27 protein-coding genes are annotated in these 23,837 nt (G+C 46.3%); 14 read left to right on the forward strand and 13 right to left on the reverse strand.

The genetic code is table 11. From position 1 onward, the window contains the following. Window positions 1-11: 11 nt before the first annotated feature. The 9 genes from LSG34_RS19005 (at window position 12) to LSG34_RS19045 (ending at window position 6,460) form a co-directional block, all read left to right on the forward strand. Window positions 12-410 carry a BlaI/MecI/CopY family transcriptional regulator gene (locus LSG34_RS19005; protein ID WP_233010886.1) on the forward strand — a complete coding sequence of 133 codons (399 nt, stop codon included), beginning with the start codon at window positions 12-14 and terminating at the stop codon, window positions 408-410. Window position 411: 1 nt separating this feature from the next. Beyond that, on the forward strand, window positions 412-1,794 hold the full coding sequence (locus tag LSG34_RS19010) for a peptidoglycan DD-metalloendopeptidase family protein (protein ID WP_233010888.1): 1,383 nt from the start codon (window positions 412-414) through the stop codon (window positions 1,792-1,794). 15 nt (window positions 1,795-1,809) lie between these two features. Further along, on the forward strand, window positions 1,810-2,937 hold the full coding sequence (locus LSG34_RS19015; RefSeq protein WP_233010890.1) for a serine hydrolase domain-containing protein: 1,128 nt from the start codon (window positions 1,810-1,812) through the stop codon (window positions 2,935-2,937). A 16-nt stretch (window positions 2,938-2,953) separates the two neighbouring features. Continuing rightward, window positions 2,954-3,853 carry an alpha/beta hydrolase gene (locus LSG34_RS19020; RefSeq protein WP_233010892.1) on the forward strand — a complete coding sequence of 300 codons (900 nt, stop codon included), beginning with the start codon at window positions 2,954-2,956 and terminating at the stop codon, window positions 3,851-3,853. 61 nt (window positions 3,854-3,914) lie between these two features. Next, window positions 3,915-4,343 (forward strand): nucleotidyltransferase substrate binding protein, encoded by a 429-nt coding sequence (locus tag LSG34_RS19025; RefSeq protein WP_233010894.1) that lies wholly within the window; start codon window positions 3,915-3,917, stop codon window positions 4,341-4,343. Further along, window positions 4,336-4,629, forward strand: coding sequence for a nucleotidyltransferase family protein (locus LSG34_RS19030; protein ID WP_233010896.1), 294 nt, complete (start codon window positions 4,336-4,338; stop codon window positions 4,627-4,629). Before LSG34_RS19025 ends, LSG34_RS19030 begins: the two co-directional genes overlap by 8 nt. A gap of 21 nt (window positions 4,630-4,650) precedes the next feature. After that, window positions 4,651-5,115, forward strand: coding sequence for a DUF4920 domain-containing protein (locus LSG34_RS19035; protein WP_233010898.1), 465 nt, complete (start codon window positions 4,651-4,653; stop codon window positions 5,113-5,115). 21 nt (window positions 5,116-5,136) lie between these two features. After that, window positions 5,137-5,967, forward strand: coding sequence for a helix-turn-helix domain-containing protein (locus LSG34_RS19040; protein WP_233010900.1), 831 nt, complete (start codon window positions 5,137-5,139; stop codon window positions 5,965-5,967). A 40-nt stretch (window positions 5,968-6,007) separates the two neighbouring features. After that, on the forward strand, window positions 6,008-6,460 hold the full coding sequence (locus tag LSG34_RS19045; protein ID WP_233010903.1) for a carboxymuconolactone decarboxylase family protein: 453 nt from the start codon (window positions 6,008-6,010) through the stop codon (window positions 6,458-6,460). A gap of 149 nt (window positions 6,461-6,609) precedes the next feature. Here LSG34_RS19045 and LSG34_RS19050 read toward each other — a convergent pair whose 3' ends face one another. The 6 genes from LSG34_RS19050 to LSG34_RS19075 form a co-directional block, all read right to left on the reverse strand. After that, on the reverse strand, window positions 6,610-7,152 hold the full coding sequence (locus LSG34_RS19050) for a DUF7010 family protein (protein WP_233010905.1): 543 nt from the start codon (window positions 7,150-7,152) through the stop codon (window positions 6,610-6,612). Window positions 7,153-7,241: 89 nt separating this feature from the next. Next, a complete protein-coding gene (locus LSG34_RS19055; RefSeq protein WP_233010907.1) occupies window positions 7,242-7,610 on the reverse strand; it encodes a YbaN family protein in 369 nt (122 codons plus the stop codon). A 28-nt stretch (window positions 7,611-7,638) separates the two neighbouring features. Beyond that, window positions 7,639-8,184 (reverse strand): isochorismatase family protein, encoded by a 546-nt coding sequence (locus tag LSG34_RS19060; protein WP_233010908.1) that lies wholly within the window; start codon window positions 8,182-8,184, stop codon window positions 7,639-7,641. A gap of 138 nt (window positions 8,185-8,322) precedes the next feature. Beyond that, window positions 8,323-9,180 carry a PA4780 family RIO1-like protein kinase gene (locus LSG34_RS19065; protein ID WP_233010909.1) on the reverse strand — a complete coding sequence of 286 codons (858 nt, stop codon included), beginning with the start codon at window positions 9,178-9,180 and terminating at the stop codon, window positions 8,323-8,325. Between the two features lie 108 nt (window positions 9,181-9,288). Further along, window positions 9,289-9,885: a thioredoxin family protein gene (locus LSG34_RS19070; protein WP_233010910.1), complete on the reverse strand. Its 597-nt coding sequence runs from the start codon at window positions 9,883-9,885 to the stop codon at window positions 9,289-9,291. 16 nt (window positions 9,886-9,901) lie between these two features. Next, window positions 9,902-11,941 carry a protein-disulfide reductase DsbD family protein gene (locus LSG34_RS19075; protein WP_233010911.1) on the reverse strand — a complete coding sequence of 680 codons (2,040 nt, stop codon included), beginning with the start codon at window positions 11,939-11,941 and terminating at the stop codon, window positions 9,902-9,904. Between the two features lie 275 nt (window positions 11,942-12,216). Here LSG34_RS19075 and LSG34_RS19080 point away from each other — a divergent pair, with 275 nt between their 5' ends. Next, window positions 12,217-13,068 carry a DUF817 domain-containing protein gene (locus LSG34_RS19080; RefSeq protein ID WP_233010912.1) on the forward strand — a complete coding sequence of 284 codons (852 nt, stop codon included), beginning with the start codon at window positions 12,217-12,219 and terminating at the stop codon, window positions 13,066-13,068. A gap of 2 nt (window positions 13,069-13,070) precedes the next feature. Here the strand turns inward: LSG34_RS19080 and LSG34_RS19085 are convergent, their stop codons facing one another. Next, entirely contained in the window at window positions 13,071-13,982 is a 912-nt protein-coding gene (locus LSG34_RS19085; protein WP_233010913.1) for a LysR family transcriptional regulator, read from the reverse strand. 140 nt (window positions 13,983-14,122) lie between these two features. On the opposite strand from LSG34_RS19085, the gene LSG34_RS19090 reads away from it, so the two are divergent. Further along, window positions 14,123-14,866 carry an SDR family oxidoreductase gene (locus LSG34_RS19090; RefSeq protein WP_233010914.1) on the forward strand — a complete coding sequence of 248 codons (744 nt, stop codon included), beginning with the start codon at window positions 14,123-14,125 and terminating at the stop codon, window positions 14,864-14,866. 20 nt (window positions 14,867-14,886) lie between these two features. Here the strand turns inward: LSG34_RS19090 and LSG34_RS19095 are convergent, their stop codons facing one another. Then, window positions 14,887-15,576, reverse strand: coding sequence for an SDR family NAD(P)-dependent oxidoreductase (locus LSG34_RS19095; protein WP_233010915.1), 690 nt, complete (start codon window positions 15,574-15,576; stop codon window positions 14,887-14,889). A gap of 135 nt (window positions 15,577-15,711) precedes the next feature. Here LSG34_RS19095 and LSG34_RS19100 point away from each other — a divergent pair, with 135 nt between their 5' ends. Both LSG34_RS19100 and LSG34_RS19105 read left to right on the forward strand, forming a co-directional pair. Continuing rightward, a complete protein-coding gene (locus tag LSG34_RS19100; protein WP_233010916.1) occupies window positions 15,712-16,377 on the forward strand; it encodes a hypothetical protein in 666 nt (221 codons plus the stop codon). 137 nt (window positions 16,378-16,514) lie between these two features. After that, window positions 16,515-17,951: a catalase gene (locus LSG34_RS19105; RefSeq protein ID WP_233010918.1), complete on the forward strand. Its 1,437-nt coding sequence runs from the start codon at window positions 16,515-16,517 to the stop codon at window positions 17,949-17,951. A 41-nt stretch (window positions 17,952-17,992) separates the two neighbouring features. On the opposite strand, the gene LSG34_RS19110 is transcribed toward LSG34_RS19105, so the two are convergent. The 5 genes from LSG34_RS19110 to ccoG all read right to left on the reverse strand — a co-directional run bounded on the left by LSG34_RS19110 (window position 17,993) and on the right by ccoG (window position 22,400). After that, window positions 17,993-18,427, reverse strand: coding sequence for a hypothetical protein (locus LSG34_RS19110; protein ID WP_233010920.1), 435 nt, complete (start codon window positions 18,425-18,427; stop codon window positions 17,993-17,995). Window positions 18,428-18,572: 145 nt separating this feature from the next. Continuing rightward, window positions 18,573-19,220 carry a thiol:disulfide interchange protein DsbA/DsbL gene (locus LSG34_RS19115; RefSeq protein ID WP_233010921.1) on the reverse strand — a complete coding sequence of 216 codons (648 nt, stop codon included), beginning with the start codon at window positions 19,218-19,220 and terminating at the stop codon, window positions 18,573-18,575. Window positions 19,221-19,236: 16 nt separating this feature from the next. Continuing rightward, a complete protein-coding gene (locus LSG34_RS19120; protein WP_233010922.1) occupies window positions 19,237-19,872 on the reverse strand; it encodes a thiol:disulfide interchange protein DsbA/DsbL in 636 nt (211 codons plus the stop codon). Window positions 19,873-19,919: 47 nt separating this feature from the next. After that, window positions 19,920-20,900, reverse strand: coding sequence for a serine/threonine protein kinase (locus tag LSG34_RS19125; protein ID WP_233010923.1), 981 nt, complete (start codon window positions 20,898-20,900; stop codon window positions 19,920-19,922). A gap of 81 nt (window positions 20,901-20,981) precedes the next feature. Then, complete coding sequence (ccoG, locus tag LSG34_RS19130; RefSeq protein WP_233010924.1) at window positions 20,982-22,400, reverse strand: cytochrome c oxidase accessory protein CcoG; 1,419 nt, start codon at window positions 22,398-22,400, stop codon at window positions 20,982-20,984. A gap of 370 nt (window positions 22,401-22,770) precedes the next feature. On the opposite strand from ccoG, the gene LSG34_RS19135 reads away from it, so the two are divergent. Further along, entirely contained in the window at window positions 22,771-23,142 is a 372-nt protein-coding gene (locus LSG34_RS19135) for a hypothetical protein (protein ID WP_233010925.1), read from the forward strand. Window positions 23,143-23,837: the final 695 nt, after the last annotated feature.

The raw sequence follows: 23,837 nt of genomic DNA on the forward strand, positions 1-23,837 counted from the left end.
GACTCAATTTTATGCACCAACCTACTGCTCCTGAGCTGGAAATTCTGAAATTACTTTGGTTAAAACAACCTCTTACTGCGCGTGAATTGCATGACGAGCTGGAGTCTGTATTGGGCTGGGGTTACTCCTCTACCCGCAAAACTCTGGAGCGTATGGGCGAAAAAGGTTTTGTCGCTTGTGAAACTTTGGGTAATAAAAACAGCTACAAAGCACTACTGGATAAAATGCCGACGCTGGCGGCTTTTGCGCAGGATTTTGCCCGCAGAGTATTTGAATTGAATGGCCCTTTGCCAGTGGCCATGTTTGCCAACAGCAAGCTGGTGAATGCAGATGAAATGGCTGATTTGGAAAAACTGCTGGCTGATTTAGCGCAGCAGCAAAAGGCTCCAATCAACAATGGGGAGGCTTAAGATGGCTGAACAATTGTTGTTGTCCTTGCTGCTTTGTAGTCTTTGGTCTGGCTTACTTTGGTTTTCCAGTCAGTTTTTGCTGAAGAAATTCAGCGCTTTGCAGCATTGGCCCGCTTTGTATTGGTGTTTACTGGCGTTAAGTTTTTTACCTTTGTTGCCTATGCCGGAGCTGTATCAGCACTGGACAGTGCCTTCGGTACTCCTGCTGGATACGGTCAGCTCTGTGCAAGCTTTAACGGCTCAGCCACAACACCCGTCTTTAATAGAGCCACCCGTTGATACCGCCTTTTACTGGCGTATGGCCTTGGGTTTGATTGCCATTATCAGCCTGTTATCACTTTGGCGTTTAGTAAAACAATGGCAGAAGGTGCAGCAGCTGATCCAGCTGTCCGAACCTTTAGACAAGGCTTCGCTGCTCAACAAAACACAACTGGAATTCTTACCCATTCAATTTGAAATTCGCCAAACCCAGGCCGCAATTTCGCCTTTTGTTGCTGGCTGGAACCGCATGGTCTTAGTGTTACCCGCTTATATAGGAGATATGTCAGAGCAGCAGCGCCAGTTATTGATCGATCACGAACTGACTCATTTGCAAAGACGCGACCCACAGCAGCTTTTACTGCTTCGTATTCTGGTGGCTTTATGCTGGTTTAACCCTGTATTACGACTGATTGAACAGGCCTTTATTCGCAGTATGGAATTGGCGGTGGACAAAGCTGTACTTCAAAAGCAGCCAGAGCAAGCTCTGTTGTACGGTCAAACCTTGCTTTGCAGCTTAAAGCAAAGTCAGGCAGAGCAGATGCCAGCGCTGATGCCGGGTTTTATTCAAAGCAATGCCAGCCAAAGTTTTTATCAGCAGCGTTTGCAGCAGTTATTTCAGCCAATTCCTGTGTTGTCCTTCTGGCAAAAATGGCGCGCTACAGCAATGTTATGCAGCACGGCTTTACTGCTGAATGTGGGCTGTGCTCAGCTTAGCTTCAGCTCGCCGCCACAAGAATGGGTCTTACCTGTTGGCAAAGTGCCTATCAACTCTTTTTATGGTGAAAAACACCCGTTTCGTAAAAACCGCCCACACCAGGGGCTGGACTTTGGTGCCAAACGTGGCGCCACAGTCAAAGCAGCGCAAAAAGGCAAAGTGTTGATAGCGGATGCCAAAAGCTTAAATGACAGATATGGCAAAGCTGTGTTGATTGACCATGGTCATGGTTATCAAACGCTGTATGCCCATCTGGATGATTTTTACATTGAAGCAGGCCAGACAGTAGAACCGGGCCAGCCTATAGGCAAAGTGGGCTCGACAGGCCGGGTGACAGGGCCACATTTACATTTTGAATTGCTGGTTGACGGCAAACAGCAAGATCCAACTCCTTATCTGAAGTTGTAGTAGTTAAGGTTAATGATGAAAAAAACTCTTAAAACGACACTGTATTCGTTGCTGTTCTGTAGCTTTTCAACCTCAGCACAGGTGCAGCAAACTGAACTACTGCAAGGGCTGGATTTGCAGTTTAGGGTGCAGCTAAACAAAGCCAAAGTGCCAGGCGGTGCTTATGCCGTAGTGCGGGGTAACCAGATTATTGCCACCGGCAGTTATGGTGTGCGTGCTATGGGCAAGCCAGAAAAAATTGATGCCGACACTGTATTTCGGCTGGCTTCGGTATCCAAAACTTTTACCGGTGGCATCAGCGTATTGGCTGCTCAGCAAGGCAAAGTGAATTTAGACTTGCCGCTGATTAACTATGTGCCTGAATTTAAATTAAAAACAGCTGCCGTCACCAGGCAAATTAAAGTGGATCAGGTATTAAGCCAAAGCACAGGGTTAATGCCTCATGCATATGAAAACCTGTTGGAAGCTAAACAAACACCAGAACAAATTCTGCCGAAATTTCAAGAGCTGGCGCCAGGCTGTAAACCAGGTACTTGTTACAGCTATCAGAATATTGTGTTTGCTTTGCTGGATCAGGTATTAAGCCGTGGCACTGGCAAAGCTTACGAAGAATTACTGCCGGAACGTATTTTTAAACCTCTGCAAATGAGCACAGCCTCTGTCGGTTATGCACCATTTTTAGCTACTGAAAATAAAGCAATGCCGCATAAAAGAGGGGGTAAAGGCTGGCGTCCGGTCAAAATAGACCCGAACTTTTATTGGGTCAATCCGGCTGCTGGTGTCAATGCCAGCGTTAATGATATGGCCAAATACCTGATAGCCATGCTGGGTCATAAGCCTGGCGTATTCAGTGCTGAAGCTTTGGCGCAGTTGCAGCAACCTATGGTGAGGTTACGAGGCAAACCCCGCTGGCCGGTTTGGCAACAATTCAAGCAGGTATCCAGCTGGTATGGCCGTGGTTGGCGGGTGATCCAATATGATGAAAACAAACTGTTTTATCACGGTGGTGTAGTGGATGGTTTCCGGCCTTATATCGCTTATTCACCAGAGCAGGACATAGGTTTAGTGCTGCTGACTAATGCCGAAGCTGATATCACAGGCGATTTAGCCAAATGGTTCTGGCAACAGGTTTTAAGCTCTTAATTCATAAGGATTCGATATGAGATTGTTTATAGTTCTGTGCGCATTATTCAGCCTGAACTTATCAGCAGAAGAACAATTCCCGGCATGGGAATTACCTAATACCCAAGTGCATCAGTTGCCGGCTCAAAACACTGGCCGTCAGTACGAAGTCTGGGTGGAACTGCCGCCTTCCTATGGCAAAACAGAAAAGAAGTTTCCGGTGCTTTTTGTGTCTGATGCTAATTACGCCTTTCCTCTTATTCGCAGTATCCGTAACAGGTTAGGCGCTGGCGGTCAGAATATTGAAGACTTTGTCATTGTAGGTTTGTCCTACGCCAAAGAAGATAACCCAACAGACAGTCGCAGCCTGGATTACACCCCAACCAATGTGCTGGCCAAAACCAAGAAACCAGCTAAACATTTAACAGCTAAAGCTTATGGCGGCGCGGCTTTATATGCAGAGTATCTGCGACAACAAGTGATCCCTTTTGTGCTGAACACCTACCAGGTGGACCCAAAACGTAAGCTTTTTGTTGGTCATTCGTATGGTGGCTTATTAGGCGCACAAATCCTGCTGACCCAGCCCGATACTTTTGATACTTATATTTTAAGCAGCCCATCCTTGTGGTTTGACAATAAAACCATGTTCAAGCTGGAACAGCAGTACGCGGCCAACCACAAAGATCTAAAAGCTAAAGTGCAGCTCTATGCCGCTGAATTTGAACAACTAAAGCCAGGACCACGTTATGCCAACAGAGTGAGCATAGTCGACGATACGCTGTTGTTTGAGAAAACCCTGAAAAGCCGTAATTACCCTGGCTTACAGATTCAAAGCCAGATTATTGCTGACGAAGATCACCTCTCAGTGTTTCCGTCCATGATAAGCCGGGCTTTGGTTAAACTCTTGCCAGGTTATGGCCCTTACACGCCGGGCTAAACATTGCCAAACCAGGGTGTAACTGCTGTAATGCTTTTATCTTGATTCAGGTGGGTCTGTTATGGAAATTCTGGATTTATCCGCTTTAGCTTTGGCTTGTAAGTCCTTGTCTGAAGCAGTGCAGGACAGCAAAAATCAGAGTTTTATCGCCAGCTTATCTGACAGCCAAAAACGTCTGATCGTAGCTGGTGTGATCCAAAATTTTGAGTTTTGTTATGAGCTTTGCGTCAAAATGATTAAACGCCAGTTGGAACAAGATGCGGCGGCATTAAGCGATATAGACCAATACTCTTTTCGGGATTTAATTCGTACCGCTATGGAAAAAGGTTTGCTGGACGACCCAGAGCTTTGGTTTGAGTTCAGGCGGCAACGCAATATAACGTCTCACACTTATGATCAGGACAAAGCTTCTGTTGTGTATCAAGCTGCTTTGAGTTTTGAAACGCAGGCTTTATCTGTACTACAGCGGTTGCAGCAACGTAATGCTTAATCTGTCAGATGCTCAGCTGTCTTTGTTGCGACAATTGCTTAGCAGCCATGTACCTGATGTTAGGGTTTGGGCTTTTGGTTCCAGGGTCAAAGGTACAGCAAAAGCCTGGTCTGATTTAGATTTGGTTTTGGTCGCCAAACAAGCTTTGCCACCGCACCAGATCTTCAAGCTACAGGATGCGCTGGAAGAGTCTGATTTACCTATTAAGGTGGATCTGGTGGACTGGCATGATATTTCGGCTGAGTTTCAACAACTGATCCTGAAAAATTATCAGGTTATCCAATAAATTAGCTTAACAAGGTGCATGATGAACTTACGAAAAAAGCTGTTTTTGAGCACAACTCTGGCCTTGCTTACTTTTACCGCAGCAGCCGCAAATTTTGGTGCTGTGGTTGATAAAACCAAGCTGGTAGAAGTTGCTGATATTCTGGCTAAACCACAAAGTTATCTGCAGCAACAAGTGACAGTCAAAGGCACAGTGGAAGCTGTCTGTCAGAAAAAAGGCTGCTGGATGCAATTCGCCGCTGATGCAAACCAACCCACTTTTCGCATTAAAGTAAAAGACGGCGATATGGTGTTTCCGGTCAGCGCCAAAGGTAAAACGGCTTATGCCAGTGGCAAGCTGGATCCTATAGAAATGGATTTAGAGTCGACCCGTGAATATCTGGCGCATAAAGCACAAGAGCAAGGCGAAGCTTTTGATCCGCAAAGCGTGACTGAAGCTATCACTTTGTATCAGTTGGTGCCTGTTGCCGTTGAAATTTCCGATTAAACAACAATTCTGATCGTAAAAATGACCATTCAGCCCACGCCGGAACAGCTGGCTTTTCAACAAAATAGTCAGCTGTCTGCTTTGGGTTTTAGTCAGCGCCAACCTTGTGTACAGCTACAACAATGGGTGCAATTGTATTGGGCTGTGCAAGTGCCAGAGCAGGCCGATGTCAGTCAAGCTCATGCTTTGTACCCGGATGGCGGCAGTAATCTGACCTTCGATTTTATCCCCAACCAGCTGCCTGCGGTGTATTTTCAGTACACTCAACAGCTAAGCCAACGCTGTTTTTCTGCCGGCCAGCACCAGCTCAGCGTGCGTTTTCATGCCACCGGAGCTTTTCAGTTATTGGGCATTAGTCCTGCCGAGCTCGCAACAGAGCAACTGGATTTACGCCTATCCAACCTGGTCGGATTGAACTGGCTGTTAGAGCAATTGGCCAATAGCAGCGATTTGCCTACCCAGCTGACAGCTGTTGAATGCTGGTTATTGCATCTGGCCGAACGGATGATGACCAACACCAGTCTGGTGCAAAAAAGCCTGCAACTGTTACAGCAGCCCGCCGCAGATCTGCAGCATCTCTATCATCAGCTGCCGAAAAGCCGCCGACAATTTGAACGGCTGTTTAAGCTGGAAACAGGTTTATCACCAGCGCAATTACAACTGCTGTTTAAAGTAAAACTGGCGAGGTTTTTAATCAGCAAGAATCCGCTGAGTGATTTAGCCACTGTGGCGCAACAAGCTGGTTTTTACGACCAGGCCCATATGCATCAGCATTTTGTCCGCATCACAGGCCAAACCCCGGGTCAGTATAAAAAACGCAAGATGTCGCAATTCTCCAATTCTGCCGGATAAGCCCTTTGTACACTGAAGACCTCAACCAATGGAGGTGTTTATGTCAAAACGTATTAGTCGTACAGCAGTCTATAAAGGCCAGCCAGCCATAGTGCAGCATCTGGTCGGTTTGGCCAAAGCAGCCGAAGATTCTGGTCTTGATAAAAGCCTGATCCACTTAATGAAAATTCGAGCTTCCCAACTCAATGGCTGCGCCTTTTGCCAGCATATGCATGCCAATGAAGCGAGAAAAGATGGTGAACAACAGCATCGGCTGGATGTGTTGCCGTCATGGCAGGAAGTGAAATCAGCGTTTACCGCCCGTGAGCAGGCAGCGTTAGTCTGGACTGAAGCTTTAACTTTAGTGGCAGGTAAAGGCGTGTCTGATCAGGATTACGCTACTGTTGCAGCAGAATACTCAGAACAGGAAATTTTGAACCTGACTGCGCTCATCGTCACCATCAACAGCTGGAACCGTATCGCAGTGGCTTTTCATTTTCAGCCAGAGTTTTAAGTTTTCGTTAGATGAACGCTGTGATAAACCTTTCTGGTTTTGTATTCATCGAATAGACGGGCGGGCACAAGGCCCGCCCCTACGTCTTTTCCATCAAAATTACCGTAGGGGCGACCTTTATGGTCGCCCGCCCGAATTACAAATCCATATCATCCGACATTCACCACACGGCGCTGCATTTGTACCAGCGTGATCAGATAACAAATCACAGTGACCAGAGCCGCGGCAGCTATGGAATTCAGCGGCAGCCACATAAACGCGGCAAAAAGGCCAAAAGCACGCATTAATAAATGCTGCAACCCTAAACTGTGTTGAATAATCCAGCCGTATAAAGGCCAGTGAATGGCTAAACCTAAGGCCAAACTATAAGGCACCAGTTTAGGCTGGACGAACAGCAGGATGATATGCAAAACCCAGAGTGAGTTGGCCATAATCACACCGGTCAGCATCAACTTGCCTAAGCCGTGGTCTTTCATAAAAAAGTCTTCATTGCGCCATTTGGCAAATAACAAAGCCAGCGGAAAAATACAGCCTGAACCAAATAACATCACCAGCAAGACGGTGTTATAAGGCAATACAAAACTCAGCCCCAGCACTACAGACCAAAACACTGTGCCCGCCAGCGGCATAGACATAGATCGGTTTGTTCTTTGTTCAAAATTTTGCCGCAGCTGACCTAAGGTTAACTCCATCACACACTCCTTTGTTTAAAATTATGTAAACAAACTAGAGTGTAATTTTGTAACTGTCAAATTTTAAATTGTTGATTTAAAAGGAACAATCAGGCTTCCGGGCGGCGCCATAACCAGATAGCTACACCACAAAGAAAAGGAGGTAAGGCAAGTTTAAGCCAGAAAGGCGCGGCGGATAACAGCAACATGACCACCGACAAGGACATCATCACAGTCGCCAGATATTTGGCTTTACGGGGTACAGCGCCCTGTTCACGCCAACGTTTTAGGGGCGGACCAAAGCTGGGGTGTGCTAATAACCAGAGTTCTAACCGAGGCCAGCCTTTACCTGCAGACCAGGCTGACACCAGCAAAAAAGGCACCGTAGGTAAACCGGGCAACACCACACCTATTAAACCCAGCAGTAAACTAATACAGGCCAATAAACGCCAGAAGGAAACTGTCAGCAGTTTTAACATTACAGCTTCACCCGCTTTCTTTTCCTATTTATCGGATCCAACCTTTGCTGATGGTACGGAAGTTATCTGTACCGGCTTTATCCAGCCACTCAAAGGCCAGCATTTCTTTACTGATAATTTGTGCACCAGCCTGCTGTAAACGTAACAAAGCTAACTGACGATTTTGTTCAGTACGGGAGCCAACAGCTTCTTCAACTATAAACACCTGATAACCAGCAGCTAAGGCATCCATAGCAGTTTGCAGCACACAAACATGAGTTTCAGTGCCAATCATCACCAGTTGGGTTTTGCCGCTTAGTTTTAAACGCTCAGCGATCAGAGGTTCACGCAAAGCACTGAAATGGATTTTCTCCATCACACAATCTTCAGGCACTAACTCGGCCAAAGCGGGCAAAGTGACACCTAAACCTTGTGGATACTGTTCAGTGGCAAGGATAGGCACACCAAGCTGCACGGCGATTTGTAAGACCCAGGCTGCGGCTTGTTCCACTTCTTTGCCTTGATCGATCACCGGAGCCAGTTTTTCCTGCATATCAATCAGCAGAACCAGACTATCACTTTGTTTTACCAACATGTCTATCCCCTTCATACTTGAAGCCGCAGCATTGTTGACTGCGCTCTCTCGCCCCAATCGCATAGACAGCTATGCTCATGGGGTCTCATTCACTTGTCGCCGCGCTGCAACTCCAATTATCTTGGGTATAATCTTTTTCTAATCCGGTTCATTGGCGGCCTGTTGCCGTTCTTTGCGTTCCTGCATTTCAGCAAAAGCAGCGTTGATTTCATCCAGCACAGCGCCAACATCAGCGGCCTGTTCTGCTTCAGCGAATTCGCCTGTCAGTTCTGTATTTGGATTTAAATTACCGGCTTCAAATAAGGCCCAGATTTCTTTGGCATATTTAGTGGCAGCAAGTTCAGGTGCAAACTGAGCGTAGTATTGGGTGATATTATTGACATCCCGCTCCAGCATCCACTGCGCATTGTTATTGGCGGCGGCATCTACGGCTTGGGGTAAGTCGATAATGACAGGGCCTTGTGGGTCCTGCAGTACGTTAAATTCGGATAAGTCGCCGTGCACTAAACCTACGGACAACATACGCAGAATATCCTGCATCATGGTTTTATGGTCGCGCCGGGCTTGTTCTGCCGTCAGCTGAATATCATTTAAACGTGGGGCTACATCACCTTCGGCATCTAAAATCAGTTCCATTAGCAAAATGCCGTCAAAGCAGCCATAAGGCACAGGCACCCGCACACCGGCGTCGGCCAGTTTGTATAAAGCGTCCACTTCAGCGTTTTGCCAGCTTTCTTCTGCTTGCTCACGACCAAAGCTGGAGCCTTTTTCCATAGCACGGGCTCGTCTGGAGCTGCGTACTTTGCGGCCTTCCTGATACTGCACTGCTTTTTTAAAGCTGCGCTGACTGGCATCTTTATAAACTTTGGCGCAGCGAATATCGTCCCCGCAACGTACCACGTATACGGAGGCTTCTTTGCCACTCATCAGTGGCCTGAGTACTTCATCCACCAGACCTTCGTCGATCAGGGGTTGAATGCGTTTTGGAGTTTTCATTGCGCACTTATACCTTGTTTAACGCAGGGGTAAAAGAGTAAATCAGGATTTTTATCAAGGCAAAGAAAGAGCCGCTGATTAAGGCGGCTTTCTAAGGCGAAAGTTCAATTAGTACTTAATGCTGCAACCGTAGGGTTTCGTTACCGCAGGACTAGCCGGATTACCTGCTAATACTGCGGTTAAAGCGTCAGAAAAATAGGGGGTGGCTTTGGCGATATCATCCACTTTGGCTGACGGAATGCTGTCGATACCACCCATATATTGCAATACACCCTTTTTATCAATCACATACATATGAGGTGTAGTTTTCGCATCGTAAGCCTTGCCCGTGACACCTGTTTCATCAAAGAGCACAGCGTCCGGCATCGCATTGCGGCTTGAGGTCAGCTCATCAGCTTTGGCGCCAGTGACATGACCTTGTTTGCCTGGAGCTGAGGAAATCACAGTCAGCCAGACCACATCGTCTGTACCAAATTGTTTTTGTAAACTCTGCATATTGCCGCTGTAATGTTTCACGACAAAAGGACAATCGTGATTGGTCCATTCCAGCACCACGGTTTTACCAGAAAAATCGGCTAACGAATGGTTTTTGCCTTTGCTGTCAGTCAGATTAAAGGCTGGCGCAGCCTGACCTACCTGGGGTGCTGCAAACAAAGAACCGGCAAAAAATAATGCAGATAAACTTAAAGCAAGCTTGAGTTTCATGGTTTAACTCCTGTGGCTATTGACTGGTAATTAAGGGTTGTTTACTGCTCAATTGCTCCAACGCCTGACGTAATGAGTCCGGCGTTAAAATTTGTGGCAAGACTTCAGGCGGCTGTCCAGGCCAATACAACACATACAAAGGCACACCGTCGCGCTGAAACTGCCGTAAATACGCACTGATGGCTGGATCTTTATTGGTCCAGTCACCTTTTAAATACTTCAGATTATATAAAGCCATAGCCGCCTTACTGCTGTCTGTGTCCAGGGCCACACGCTCATTGACTAAACAGGTAATACACCAGTCGGCTGTCATATTGACCAGTACAGGCTGACCTTCCTGCACCAGTTGTTTTAAGCGTTGCTCCGACCAGACTTCAGCATGATCAGTTTTGACAGCTTGTTGCGTAGCAGGCTGTGGATACCATAACAAAGCAAAGGCACCCAGCAGCAGCACAAATGCGAGCAGGCTACTGATTTTTCCTGCCTGTTGCAGTTGTTGTTGCCCCCATAACCAACAAGCAGCGCCAACCAGGACCAGCCCCACTAACGCCAGAGCCAAAGCATCTAGCCCTTGCTGGCGACCATAAACCCACAATAACCAAACCGCACTTAAATACAGAGGATAAGCCAGCCATTGCTTCAGCTTTTCCATCCAAAGCCCGGGTTTAGGCAACAAAGCGGCAAAACCTGGCCACCAGGCCAAGAGCAGGAAAGGCAACGCCATACCCAGACCTAAAGCGGCAAAAATAGCCAAAGCAGCTAATGCAGGTTGAGTCGCGGCATAACCTAAAGCCGTGCCCATAAAGGGTGCTGTGCAAGGGCTGGCGACAACGACGGCCAACACACCGGTAAAAAATGAGCCTTTATGACCTTGCTGTTGGGTCAGTTGCTGGCCTGAGTTCATCCAGCCTAACCCCAGCTGAACTACACCGGACAAACTTAAACCCAATACAAAGAGCAAGTATGCCAGTACGCCAACCACAAAGGGGTTCTGCAGCTGGAAACCCCAGCCTGCGGCCTGGCCTGCAGCTCTGAACAGCAGCAACAAAGCAGCTAACACCACAAAACTAAGCACCACACCAGCGCTGTACCATAAAGCTTCGGCCTTGGTTTGCTGTGCAGTATTTTGGTTGTTGACCAGGTTGAGCGCTTTTAATGACAACACAGGAAATACGCAAGGCATTAAATTCAGGATCAAGCCACCCAAAGCGGCCAGCACCAGCATCCCAGCCCAATCCAACAAGCTGAAACTTGCCAAAGTAACTTCAGAGATCTGTGGCGCACTTTCATGCTGCAATTGCAGTAACACAGGGCCTGCGGCCGTATTCAGTACCAAATCAAACTGGGATGGAGTCTGGCTAAAGTAGGTGTTTTGCTGCTGACGTAATAATAATTCACCGTCCACCCAATCAATTTGCTGAGGTGCGGCATGATCAACCAGCTCAGGCGCAGAGACAAAAAAGGCAGATACTTTTAAATCTTCCGGCATTTGCACAGCAGCAGAAAATTTCTGGTTTTGCACATCATAACGGCCTTGCAACTGCAGCAGTTTTGGCTGTTTTTGTGTGGCTTGTTCAAAAAGCGCCAAATAGTCATTGGCCTGCATTGCGGTCTGAGTCACAGGCAAGTTCAGCTCAAAACTGGCATCGGCCGGAATACAAATCTCTTTGCAGACCAGCCAGTCCACTTTGGCTTTGATCAGCAGTTGGGAACCGCTGAAATCGGCGGGAATGGTAAGTTCCGACACTAAGATAGTCGGGCCTTCAAAACCATAATTCACCAGCGGTGGCACTGAAATGGCCATTGGAGCCGGCCACTGAATAGCACCAGCTTCGACACCTTCCGGCAAATCCCATTCAATGCTGGTGGCTAAACCTGAGTCACCGGGGTTTTGCCAGTAGGTATGCCAATGGTCATCCGGAATAAAATGCAGCGCCAGCTTCAGTCTTTGGCCTGGCCGGACATCCTGATGATCACTAACCAGTTCAGCTTTTAAATGACTGGCCTTGACCCAGCCACTGGTTTGCGCCTGAACTGGCTCAACGGCCAGAGCCATTAAAACTATCCATAAAAAAAGAAAACGCGGAAACAGAATCATCAGAAAATTTTTGCTCTCAAATTATCTATAACTTTAGTGTACGGCAATACCGGAACAGCGATCAGCCGTCAACCGCAGCTGGTTGGCTTTCTGCCTTGTTCGTTCAGCTGTTGCAGGACAAAACAATACCCAGACATCAGACAAGATAGTACTGGCCAGATCTTGATTTTATCTGGCTCAGGCTTTAGCGTGGCTTAACACCAAAGCTCTGAAATCATAAGGATATGCGCCGGATGTCGTTGCAGTTTAATACATTTGATCAATGGCTTATGTCCGTTAGAGCACCAACAGACAGCTCATCCGTACAGCGGTTTTGTTGGGAGTTTTTGTTTTTTGGCATCAAGCAGGCCCGGGCCTGTTTATTTGTTGGTTTGTTTTTCCTGTCTGTGTTGCTGATCCCACGGCAAGGAGTAGCAGGTATCAGTCGTTATGATGTGTTGTTGCTGCTGGCACTGCTGATCCAAATATGGATGGTCTGGGCCAAACTTGAAACCTGGGATGAAGCCAAAGCCATTAGCCTGTTTCATGTCGTTGGCTTTGCGTTGGAAGTCTTTAAAACCTCGGGAGCTATCCAGTCCTGGAGCTACCCCGATCCGGCTCTGAGCAAAGTGTTTGGGGTGCCACTTTTTGCAGGTTTTATGTACGCAGCAGTCGGCAGTTACATTATTCAAATCTGGCGTTTAATGGAGCTTAGGGTACGGCATCATCCCCCCTATTGGATGGCAACTCTGATTGCATCACTGATTTACCTGAATTTTTTCAGCCATCATTACATTGGTGATTACCGCTGGTATCTGGCCGCTATTACTTTAGGTTTGTATGCAAGAACTGTCGTTTATTACCATCCACTGGAAAAAGAGCGGCAGATGCCCTTATTGCTTGGTTTTGTTTTAGTTGGATTTTTTATTTGGCTTGCGGAAAACATCAGCACTTTTATGGGCTTATGGAGTTACCCAAATCAGTTGGGCGCCTGGTCTGTGGTGCATGTTGGCAAATGGAGCTCCTGGTCTTTGTTGGTGATTATGACCTTCACTATAGTGGCGCAGCTCAAGTATGTGAAAGCACGTATTCATGTGCCTGAATAAAATTAGGGGGATTCAGGGAATATATCTCTGTCACTCAAAGCTTGAACAAGGTTATCAACCACTAGCCTGACTCGTTCCGATACAGGCCCGCGTTGTGGTCTGTAGACGGATAATGGCCAGGCTTTGGGTTCCAATTCAGGCAATAAACGCACCAAAGCACCAGTACGAATATGCGGAATAGCACTATAAGAAGCCAATTGCGAAACCCCCAGTCCAGCAAGGGTTGCTTCAACTTCGGCCTCCGCATCATCAACAATAAAGCTGCTACGTTTCGGTGACCATAAAGCACCGTCTCTGAAATACCAGTGCCATGGCCTTCCCGTTGCCCTGTCCATCAACTGAGTAACCGGCATCAATGTCAATTGTTCCAGATCAGCAGGCTCGCCATACTCAGCCAGCAAAGATGGGCTGGCCGTCAGATACAAGCCAACCTGAGCCACGGTGCGGGCGATAAAGCTATTATCCCGCACTGAACCTATCCTTACTCCAACATCGATCTGCTCATCTACTACATCCGCAATTTGGTCGGAAAAACGCAGATCCAGTTGTAATGCCTGATGACGTTGCGCCAGGGCTGTAAATACTGGCATCAAGATTGGCCGCAGAACCTTAGGAGCTGCAACCCGGACCAGACCAGCAATCACATGCTCCCGATCAGTCTGACGCTTTTGAAACAAAGCATCCAGCTGAGCCAGACTAGCTTGAGCCTGTTGCAGAAACTCTTCTGCAAAACGCGTGAGTTTGATATGGCGGGTACTGCGATGAAACAGCACCTCACCGGTATTTTGCTCCAATTGCTGCACAGCTCTGGTGACTGCCTGTGGCGAAATATGCAACCGAACAGCAGCAGCCTTAAAACTATCGCTTTGCGCCGCGGTGCAAAAAATTCGCAGTAATTCAACTTTGTTCAACATCAATTATTCCAAAATAAGGAATTATAAAATCAAAATATTTCCATTTTTTGGATTTGTCTATCACTTCATACTGACCAGGTCGAAATTAACCCGAAATTAACCCAAAACTAACTAAGTGCAACCCGACTGAGGACAAAACCATGAGTCAGAATATTTCAGGAAAAACAGTAGTGATCACAGGCGCAAGTAGCGGTTTAGGTGAAGCCACGGCTTACCACCTGGCCAGTCTGGGTGCCAAAGTGGTATTAGGCGCGCGCCGTGAAGACAAACTGCAACAGATAGCAGCCACTATTGAAGCCAAAGGCGGACAAGCGGCTTATCTGGTGACGGATGTCACTAAAGCCAGCGAAGTTCAGGCTTTGGTACAACTGGCTGCCAGTCGTTTTGGCAAGGTAGATGTCATGATCAACAATGCCGGTCTGATGTCTATTGCTCCTATCAGTGAATTAAAAACAGATGAATGGGATCGGATGATCGACATCAATATCAAAGGGGTGTTGTATGGTATAGCTGCAGCCTTGCCGGTATTTGAGCAACAACAATCCGGCCATTTTATTAATATCTCTTCAGTGGCAGGCATTAAAGTGTTCAGCCCTGGTGGCACTGTGTACAGCGGTACCAAGTTTGCTGTCCGAGCCATCAGCGAAGGTTTACGCCATGAAGTGGGTGGAGCTATCCGCACTACCACTATACTACCTGGCGCAGTAGATTCTGAACTGAAGCACGGCAGTAGCCATCAGCAAAGCGCAGAATTTGTTGGTAACTTCTATCAGATGGCGATTCCGGCAGACTCAGTGGCTCGAGCTGTAGCTTATGCCATAGAACAACCTAAAGAGGTAGATATTAACGAAATAGTGTTACGCCCTACAGTACAGGATTTCTAAGCCAAAACAGCCAGATAGAACTACCAGTCAATCTGGGTTTTATTGCGGAAAAACGCACCAGTCGGGCCATCGTCATCCAGCGTGGCGAGCCAGACTGGTGTTTCAGCACCTTGCTCTGGACTTAAATCCGCAGCTTCACCACCCATACGGGTACGCACCCAGCCGGGACAAGCTGCGTTTACTTTCACTTCAGGCATAAATTCGCGGGCACAACTGACAGTCACAGCATTCAGCGCTGCTTTACTGATGGCATAACAAGCCGGCCCTTCCAACCCCTCAGAAAAACTGCCCCAACTGGATGAAACATTGACAATACGGCCATAACCCCGCTGTTTCATCAACAGACCAAACACCTTACAGAGCATAAAAGGCGCCACAGTGTTGACCGACAAACTCTGGAGTAAATCTTCGGCGTGGGTATGCTGTACTTCAGTGGAATGCAGCATGGCCGCATTATTAATTAAGACATCCACAGGACCATACTGACGTTCAATCTGCAAAGCTTTTTGCTCCAGCAGCAAAGGGTCCGTAAGATCCAACCGAATGGCTATACCAGAGCCCAATAAAGTAACGGCTTCCTCAGCATCTTTTTGATGACGGGCAGCCAGCAACAGTTGATAACCGCCTTGTTGCATCAATGTTTTAGCTATAGCAAAGCCAATGCCGCGGTTTGCTCCTGTGATCAACACTGTTTTTAATCGCTGTGTCATATATCGCTCCCTAATATGTCCATTGAGCTTAGTTTTTAGTCTTTTCAAATGAAATAGTGATGACTAGGGTCCAAATTTACCTAAACTAAAGCATATGAATTATCGAGTATTTTATTCAGTCGAGGAAAACCTCTGATGTCCACCATCAGCTTACTGCAAAAAACTGCGTTATCGTTCCTGTTTTGGTTATTTTGCGGAGCTATTGCGACGACTGCAACGGCATGTGAGTTTGAAGTGGAACTGGAACGCTCCTGTGCCGAGGAGTTGGAAGAGGATTTGTTACCCAAAGTGCCTTTCCAGGTCCAGCGCAACAGCAATTTTTTGCATCTGCAAACCAAAGCAGGTGCTTTAGCTTTTCCTATCTTTAAAGAAAAAACCGACGAGGACACTCAACCTTATTTAGTTTCCTATTTAGAAGCAGCCCAACTGGCTGTAGTCTGGGTGTTTGAATACCGGGGCCGCAGCGTCTATCTGATCAACACCCAAACTGGCTTACAAACACAAATCAACGGCTTTCCATTACTGTCTCCGGACAATAAACGGCTATTGGTGTATTCCGAAGCCCGCTCAGATAAAGAAAATGCCAATCTGCTGGTGATTTACCGCATTCGGAATCACAAGCTTTATGTGGAAACAGTACTCAGCGGCGATGACAACAGAATACAACCCTGGAACCCATTGGATGTGCGCTGGGTTAGCCCGGATAAAGTGGAATTTATCCGACTGCATTATCACAACGGTGAGGAAGATCAAAAGCTTCAAAGCCTGCAACTGCAACAAGGCAAATGGCAGCTGCTTTAAAAATACTCATTTTATTCAAACAACCTTCGCCTGCATTATAAAATCTGGCTATAGTTTTCAAGGTCTGCAGTCTGGTCAGAGCCAGAGACATCCTCACTAACAGAGTGTTTATTTGTTTTGCAGACGGAGAATTTCAGATGAGTAAGGTACCCCCTTTAACCAATGCCACAGGCGCCCCGGTTCCCGACAATACCAATACCATGACTGCAGGCCCACGCGGCCCGGCTTTATTACAGGATATCTGGCTTTTAGAGAAGTTGGCCCATTTTGATCGCGAAGTGATACCTGAGCGTCGTATGCATGCCAAAGGCGCTGGTGCTTACGGCACCTTCACAGTCACTCACGACATTAGCCGTTACACCAGAGCTAAATTGTTTTCTCAAATTGGAAAAAAGACTGATGTATTTTTACGCTTCTCCACTGTAGCAGGCGAACGTGGCGCGGCTGATGCCGAACGGGATATTCGTGGTTTTGCTGTGAAGTTTTATACCGAAGAAGGCAACTGGGATATCGTCGGCAACAATACACCGGTGTTTTTCTTTCGTGATCCAATGCGCTTCCCTGACTTAAACCACGCGGTAAAACGTGACCCCCGCACAGGCTTACGCAGTGCCGAAAGCAACTGGGATTTTTGGACTTTATTGCCTGAGGCTTTGCATCAGGTCACCATAGTGATGAGTGACAGAGGTATTCCAGCAACATATCGCCATATGCACGGATTTGGCAGCCATACCTTTAGTTTTATTAACGCCGCCAATGAAAGATATTGGGTGAAGTTTCATTTTCACTCCCAGCAAGGTATTAAAAATCTGAGTGCTGAAGAGTCGGAACAGGTGATAGGCAAAGACAGGGAAAGCCATTTACGCGATTTGTACGACTGCATAGAAGCGGGAAATTATCCGCGCTGGACTTTAAAAGTGCAGATCATGACTGAACAGCAAGCCGCCACACATAAACATAATCCTTTTGATTTAACCAAGGTCTGGCCTCACAAAGACTATCCGCTGCATGAAGTGGGCGTGATGGAACTGAATAAAAACCCGGAAAACCACTTTGCTGAAGTGGAGCAAGCGGCTTTTTCTCCAGCCAATGTAGTACCAGGCGTCAGCTTTTCACCAGATCGTATGCTGCAGGCCCGATTATTTTCTTATGGTGATGCACAGCGTTATCGATTAGGCGTCAACTTTAACCATATACCAGTCAATGCCCCACGCTGTCCTTTTCATAGTTACCACAGAGACGGCCAGATGCGTACTGACGGTAATTTAGGTGGCACTATCAGTTATCAGCCCAATTCAAAAGGAGTATGGGACAACAGGCCTGAATATGCCGAACCCGCTTTGGCGATGACAGGAGCAGCAGATCGTTATGATCACTATGTGGATGACGATCATTACGAACAGCCTGGTGATTTATTCCGGCTGATGACACCGGCACAACAACAAGTCTTGTTTGCCAATACCGCCGCTAATCTGGCAGGCGTATCCAGAGATATTCAGAACAGGCATATTGCCAACTGCACTAAAGCGGATCCAGCTTATGGCGCTGGTGTGGCTAAAGCTTTAGGCCGTTAAAAGCCCAACATCAAGCCCGGCTTAACAAGAGCCGGGCTTTTTTAATGCAAATACTGACGGCTGGCAGGTATACGTGACAGCTGCCACACTTTGTATCTCTGACAAACAGCCTGGTATTCAGCCCTGAGCTTGGCCGATTCCTGCAACACCGCAACACTGGCCGGATGATCACCATCCAGACGCTGCAGCATTTGTTCAAACCAGTTTAAACCATGCCTTAATGTAGTCTGGCAACGGCGCCAGCGTTGCTGCTGTGCATAGGTTTCTGCCAGATTCTGAATAGAAATAGATAAACAAAAAGTTGGTAACGAAGCTTCCTCCCGACTCAATTCAGGGGGACAACAAACAAAAGCGCAGTGGTACCAAATAGGCCAGACATCGGAAATAGCCTGGCGATAAAAGCTCGCTGCCGCCGTTAAATGCCGTTCAGTAAAAGCCCTGTTACCTTGAGCTATGATCTGTTGCCATTGTTCCATACGACATCTCCAATTGAGAATTGATGTCATCTAGACTATTTTAATTGCGAATAGTTCGCAACAAATCAAGTGGGTCGGTAAAAATAAAAAAACCGGCCTGTTTTCACAGCGCCGGTCTTGTTGTGGCTTGAGTGGTAAAAGCTGTTTAGTCTTTTTTCGTCAGTAAAAAAGCCACAACAGCATCTAAATCTTGCTGGAAGTTCTGCTGGCTTAAACCAGAAAACTTCACCTGGTATTTACCGTTCACAATTAAAGTAGGTACGCCTCTGAGCACTTTGGCTTCAGAGTAATGATCCTGACTCTTTTTCATCGCTGCGACTTCATCATTCACAGCCTGACTGACCATACCTGAGTCAAACAACATAGCAGGAACATCGTTGACCACTAACAGGTTACGAATATCTTGCTCTGAACTGAAGCTGGCGCGCTGATTATGTAAGTAGTCAAAGATTACATCAGCAATACGATCACCCTGACCTGCGTTTTTTGCCACAACATAAGCCTTGGCTAAAGACTGTTGTAGCTCAGGTGGAGCAACCTGTAAAAAATCGACATGGTGTTTAGTCAGGCTGACACCTTTAGGCAGGTTCTTATCCAGCGCCTGAGCAAAAGGTTCAAAAGCTTTGCAATGTGGGCAATAAAAGGAAAAGAACTCTAACACTTCAGGTTTAGCCGTCGCTTTTTCAGCGACTACATCGTAATGCACACCTTCCTGAAACTGCACAGGTGCAGCTGCTGAAGCAAAAGCCATTACAGGAGCGAATACCAAAGCAACCAGTAATTTTTTTAACATAAGGAACGCCTTCTAATTAAGATTGAGTCAGTAAAAAATTCACTAACTGCTTAAATTCTTCATCCTGATTTTCACGGCTCAGGCCTTGATTCAGAATTTTGTATTTACCGTTGACGATAAAGGTTGGTACGCCTGTTAAAACACGACGGCCTGACAAAGCATCCTGCTCTTTTTTCATTTGTTTAGCACCGCCAGCTACAGTAAAGCTTTTGATGGCTTTATCGTAAGTGTCTGCGTCAACGCCCTGGGCAACTACTACAGCTTTGATATCGTCATCATTGGCGAAAGTTTTACGGTCAACATGAACATGGTTAAAAAATGCGCTAGCCACCTGATCGCCTTTACCCAGGTTTTTTGCTACCAGATAAGCTTTGGCTAAAGTAGCCTGAATTTCCGGAGATGCGTGCTGTAAAAAGTCGACATGCACCTTTTTCAGCTCAACACCAGTTGGTAACTGTTTCGCCAAAGCTTGTACTTTAGGCTCGTATGCAAAACAGGCTGGGCAATAAAAAGAGAAAAATTCCTTCACTTCAGGTTTAGCAGTCGCCTGCTCCGAAACTACTTCGTAGTGTTTACCTTCCTCAAACTGAGCGGCAAAAACTACCACAGGTAATAACAATGCACCTACTAACAACGCTGTTAACTTTTTCATTATTCGAATGTTCCTTGGAATAAAACTGCCACTACTCTAACAAAATCTTACCACTGAGGCATCAGAGAAAGTGGGCTCTGGTCACAGAATTTAAGCTGTTCATCCAGTGCCCGCAATTGTTGCTGCCAGTATTGGTCTGTACTGAACCATGGAAAGTTCTTAGGGAAAGCCGGATCGCTCCACCTTTTTGCTATCCAGGCCATATAAGACAAGATACGCATAGCACGCAAGGGTTCTATCAGACGCAGTTCTTTATGGTCAAAATCGCAGTACTGTTCGTACTCTTCCAACAATAACGACAGCTGGTAGGTTTGCTCTACCCTGTCGCCATTGAGCAATAACCACAAGTCCTGCACTGCAGGGCCATTACGGCTGTCGTCAAAGTCCAGCAACAAAGGTCTGTCGTCGTGCCACAGCAAATTGCCTATATGACAGTCGCCATGCACCCGCCTGATTTTCTCTGGCTTATACAAAGGACCGACCTTGTCGCATAATTGTTGCATCATGGCCTGATAATCTTTTTCCAACGATGGCGGAATAAGACCCGACTGCAACAAACTTTGCTGGCTGTCGAGTAAAAAAGTCTGATGGTTGATGGTGGGTCTATGCACAAAAGGCCGGGCTGCCCCCACCTGATGCACCATGCCTAAAAAACGTCCCAGTTGCAGCATTTGATTATCGTTATCCGGCTCTAAGGTGCGGCCACCCCGGCTTGGGAATACGGATAAATAAAAGCCGCCATAAGACAACACTTGCTGGCCATCCCGCTCAACAGCTTCAGCCACCGGCACTTCAATGTCAGCCAGTTCACGCACAAACTGATGCTCTTCGTTCAGTTGTTCTAAGCTCCAGCGCTCAGGCCGATAAAACTTAACCACCCAACTTTTGCGATCATCATCTCTAAACTGACAGACTCTGTTTTCAAAGCTGTTTAGTTGTAATAAACCAGAGCTGACATCAAAGCCATAATGAAACAACGCATCCAGCATTAAATCCGGACTTAAGGTAGAGAAATCAAAAGTGCTCATGGAATTCCGTTTGGTCAGTACAGCCAATTGCCCTAAAAAAAATAGGGAGCCGAAGCTCCCTAGTCTAACGCTTTTAAAAACTTAGCGTGATGAAAAGAACTTACTGCCCTGAGTTAAGCGGATATCCGGCTCGTCGCTGTCTTGCAGCACAAACTCAATTTCCAGCACAGGTCTCTTCGCGTCAACCGGATCCAGTGACAAGCTGATTGGCAAGTTAGCGGTTTCGCCGCCTTTGATGGTCAGCTCTTTATCACCTAACCACTGTGCTTGATCCAAACCTTCTACCGACAATTGATAGGTTTGCTCCAGCTGTGATTTGTTAATGACTTTTAAGGTGTAGGTGTTTTCAATTAAGCCTTCATCGGTTTCACGGAACAAGGCTCCACGATCGCGAACTATGTCCATCACCACAGGTTTACGCACCACTAAGGTCCAGCCAAAAGCCGCACATACAGCGACTAACACCATAAAGTAGCCAACTAACTTGCCACGCACTACTTTGGTGGTTTTGCCTTCCAGACTATGTTCTGTGGTGTAGCTGATTAAGCCTTTGGCATAACCCATTTTATCCATCGTATCGTCACAAGCATCTATACAGGCACCACAGTTAATGCACTCATACTGCAGACCGTTACGGATGTCGATACCAGTAGGGCAGACATGTACACATAAATTACAGTCGATACAATCGCCTAAACCTTTGGCTTTGTATTCAGTGTCTTTACGGGCGCGTGGGCCACGGTTTTCACCACGTTTGGCATCGTAAGTGACAGTAAAAGTATCTTTATCAAACATGGCCGACTGGAAACGAGCGTAAGGGCAAATGTGAGTACACATAATTTCGCGCATCCAGCCCGCATTGCCATAAGTACATAAGGCAAAAAACCAGACTGAAACCGCAGCCCAGAAGCTGGCTTCCAGTGTGAAGAATTGGATAAACAACTGATCGACAGGGGTAAAGTAGCCGACAAAAATCAGCGCTGTCAGTACAGAAAACGCCAGCCAGCTAAAATGAGTCGCACCTTTTTTCAGCACCTTACTGAAGGTCCAGGGTTCCTGATCCAGCTTCATACGCTGATTACGGGTGCCCTGAAATTTCTCTTCAAACCACATAAAAATAAAGGTCCAGACAGTTTGCGGGCATAAATAACCACACCAGACCCGGCCATAAAAGGTGGTGACAAAAAACAACGCAAAAGCGCCTATAACAAAAATCCAGGCCAGAATAGTGAAATCCTGCGGCCATAAGGTCATACCGAAGATATAAAATTTCTGCTCAACAATATCGAGCAAAATGGCCTGCTGACCATTAAATTGCAACCAAGGCAACAGCATAAATGCAGCCATAAACACAAAGCCAATATTGCGCCTTAATGTTTGATGCAAGCCCTTTACCGCACGAATGTAGATGCGATCTCTTGGGTTGTATTTGTCTTTTTTATCCGGATCAGGTCTGTGGACCTCTACCGGAATATTTTTAATATCTATCTTGTTATCCACGCCCATACCTCGTGCTGCTATCTGGTATTCAGTGTAGCAGGCTGTTTATTGCAGCTTGTTGATACAGGACAAACCGGGCATTGTTCTGACGAACCCTTAAGCACTTTACTTGTCTGCTTACCAGTAGAGTGCCCTTGGTTGCCGCGCCTCATCCTAACTGCTTTATGTGATGACCAGTTTGACTACTGCAATAATTGAACCAAAGGCCTATAGTATATAACACTATGATCCATATTAAGTTTTAATATTACGTTCAGTTTCAGACTGTCAACCTTGTTGACAGTGGTAAGGACTTTGGTAGCCAGATTGACAGTGTCATAGTGCTATCGCTGTGTTATAACCAATAGAGATATAGATGGGGTAACAGGTTATGCGCAATTTTTTGCTGTTATGTTTGCTGATTGTCAGCACCCTGACATTTTATGATCATCCCCGACTATTGCCCTATTCCGAACCCATACTGGACTGGCTGGCTGAACATATTTCGTTACCTGGCGCTCATTCGGATTCAGTCATCACCCGAAAAATTCAGAAAGCTTTTTACGCCATAGGTCAGGATTACGGCACAGGCCAACAAGAAGCCTTAGCTAAAGCTGCGCAAGACATTCATAGCTTGCTGCAATTTCGCCGCGACTACTGCCAAAACGGTGATTTTCATCCAGCCTTATTTGGCGATGCCATGCAAAGAGCCTGTGACGTGTTAAAGCAGTATCCCAAGCTGGAAGAATTTAAAAATGAATAAAACTCAGAGCCTTTATTGCTATGACTGCCAAACTAATACAAATGAATCATCAGGGAAGAAAACGAGAGCAGTTTTTACATGATTTTTGAATTAAAAAATCGAAAATTTATCTCCCCACGTAATGGGACACCCAAACAGTTAAAGAAACTAATGGTATAGCAACAATCAAACTTAGTAACAAATTAAAAGAAAGCAGTTTCACATTAGCAAGAAAAGGCAAATCCTCATTTTTCTGATAAAGAATAACCATGCTAATAACGGTAAACATGACGCTTCCTATAGTAATCTGGATTAATAGGTTGCCAGGCACAATAAAGGAAAAAGCAAATGATGACGCTATCGATAGCAACATGGTAAGAATAAATCCCTTGTTCCACATGATAAAATCACTCCCGATAGATAATTGGAGGGCTAAGCCCTCCAACAAAATATATTATCTGCCTAATTCTAATTTTTCTCTAAATCGATCAAATGGCTTAAATACTCAGCCAAAGAATTGTTGAATCATTATTTGAACACCTATACCAATCGCGATGCCAAAACTAAGCCCTACGACCATACTGCGCTTACAAAGTGTAAATTTCGGTTTCCAGCTCATGATATCACTCTCAATTTGATGAGCATCTTAAGGGAGGGGCGCATCAGTGATGCGCCCAATTAAACTACCTTCCGAGTACTTTATATAAATATGATGA

The sequence above is a fragment of the Rheinheimera faecalis genome, from assembly GCF_021290965.1.
GTDB lineage: Bacteria > Pseudomonadota > Gammaproteobacteria > Enterobacterales > Alteromonadaceae > Pararheinheimera > Pararheinheimera faecalis.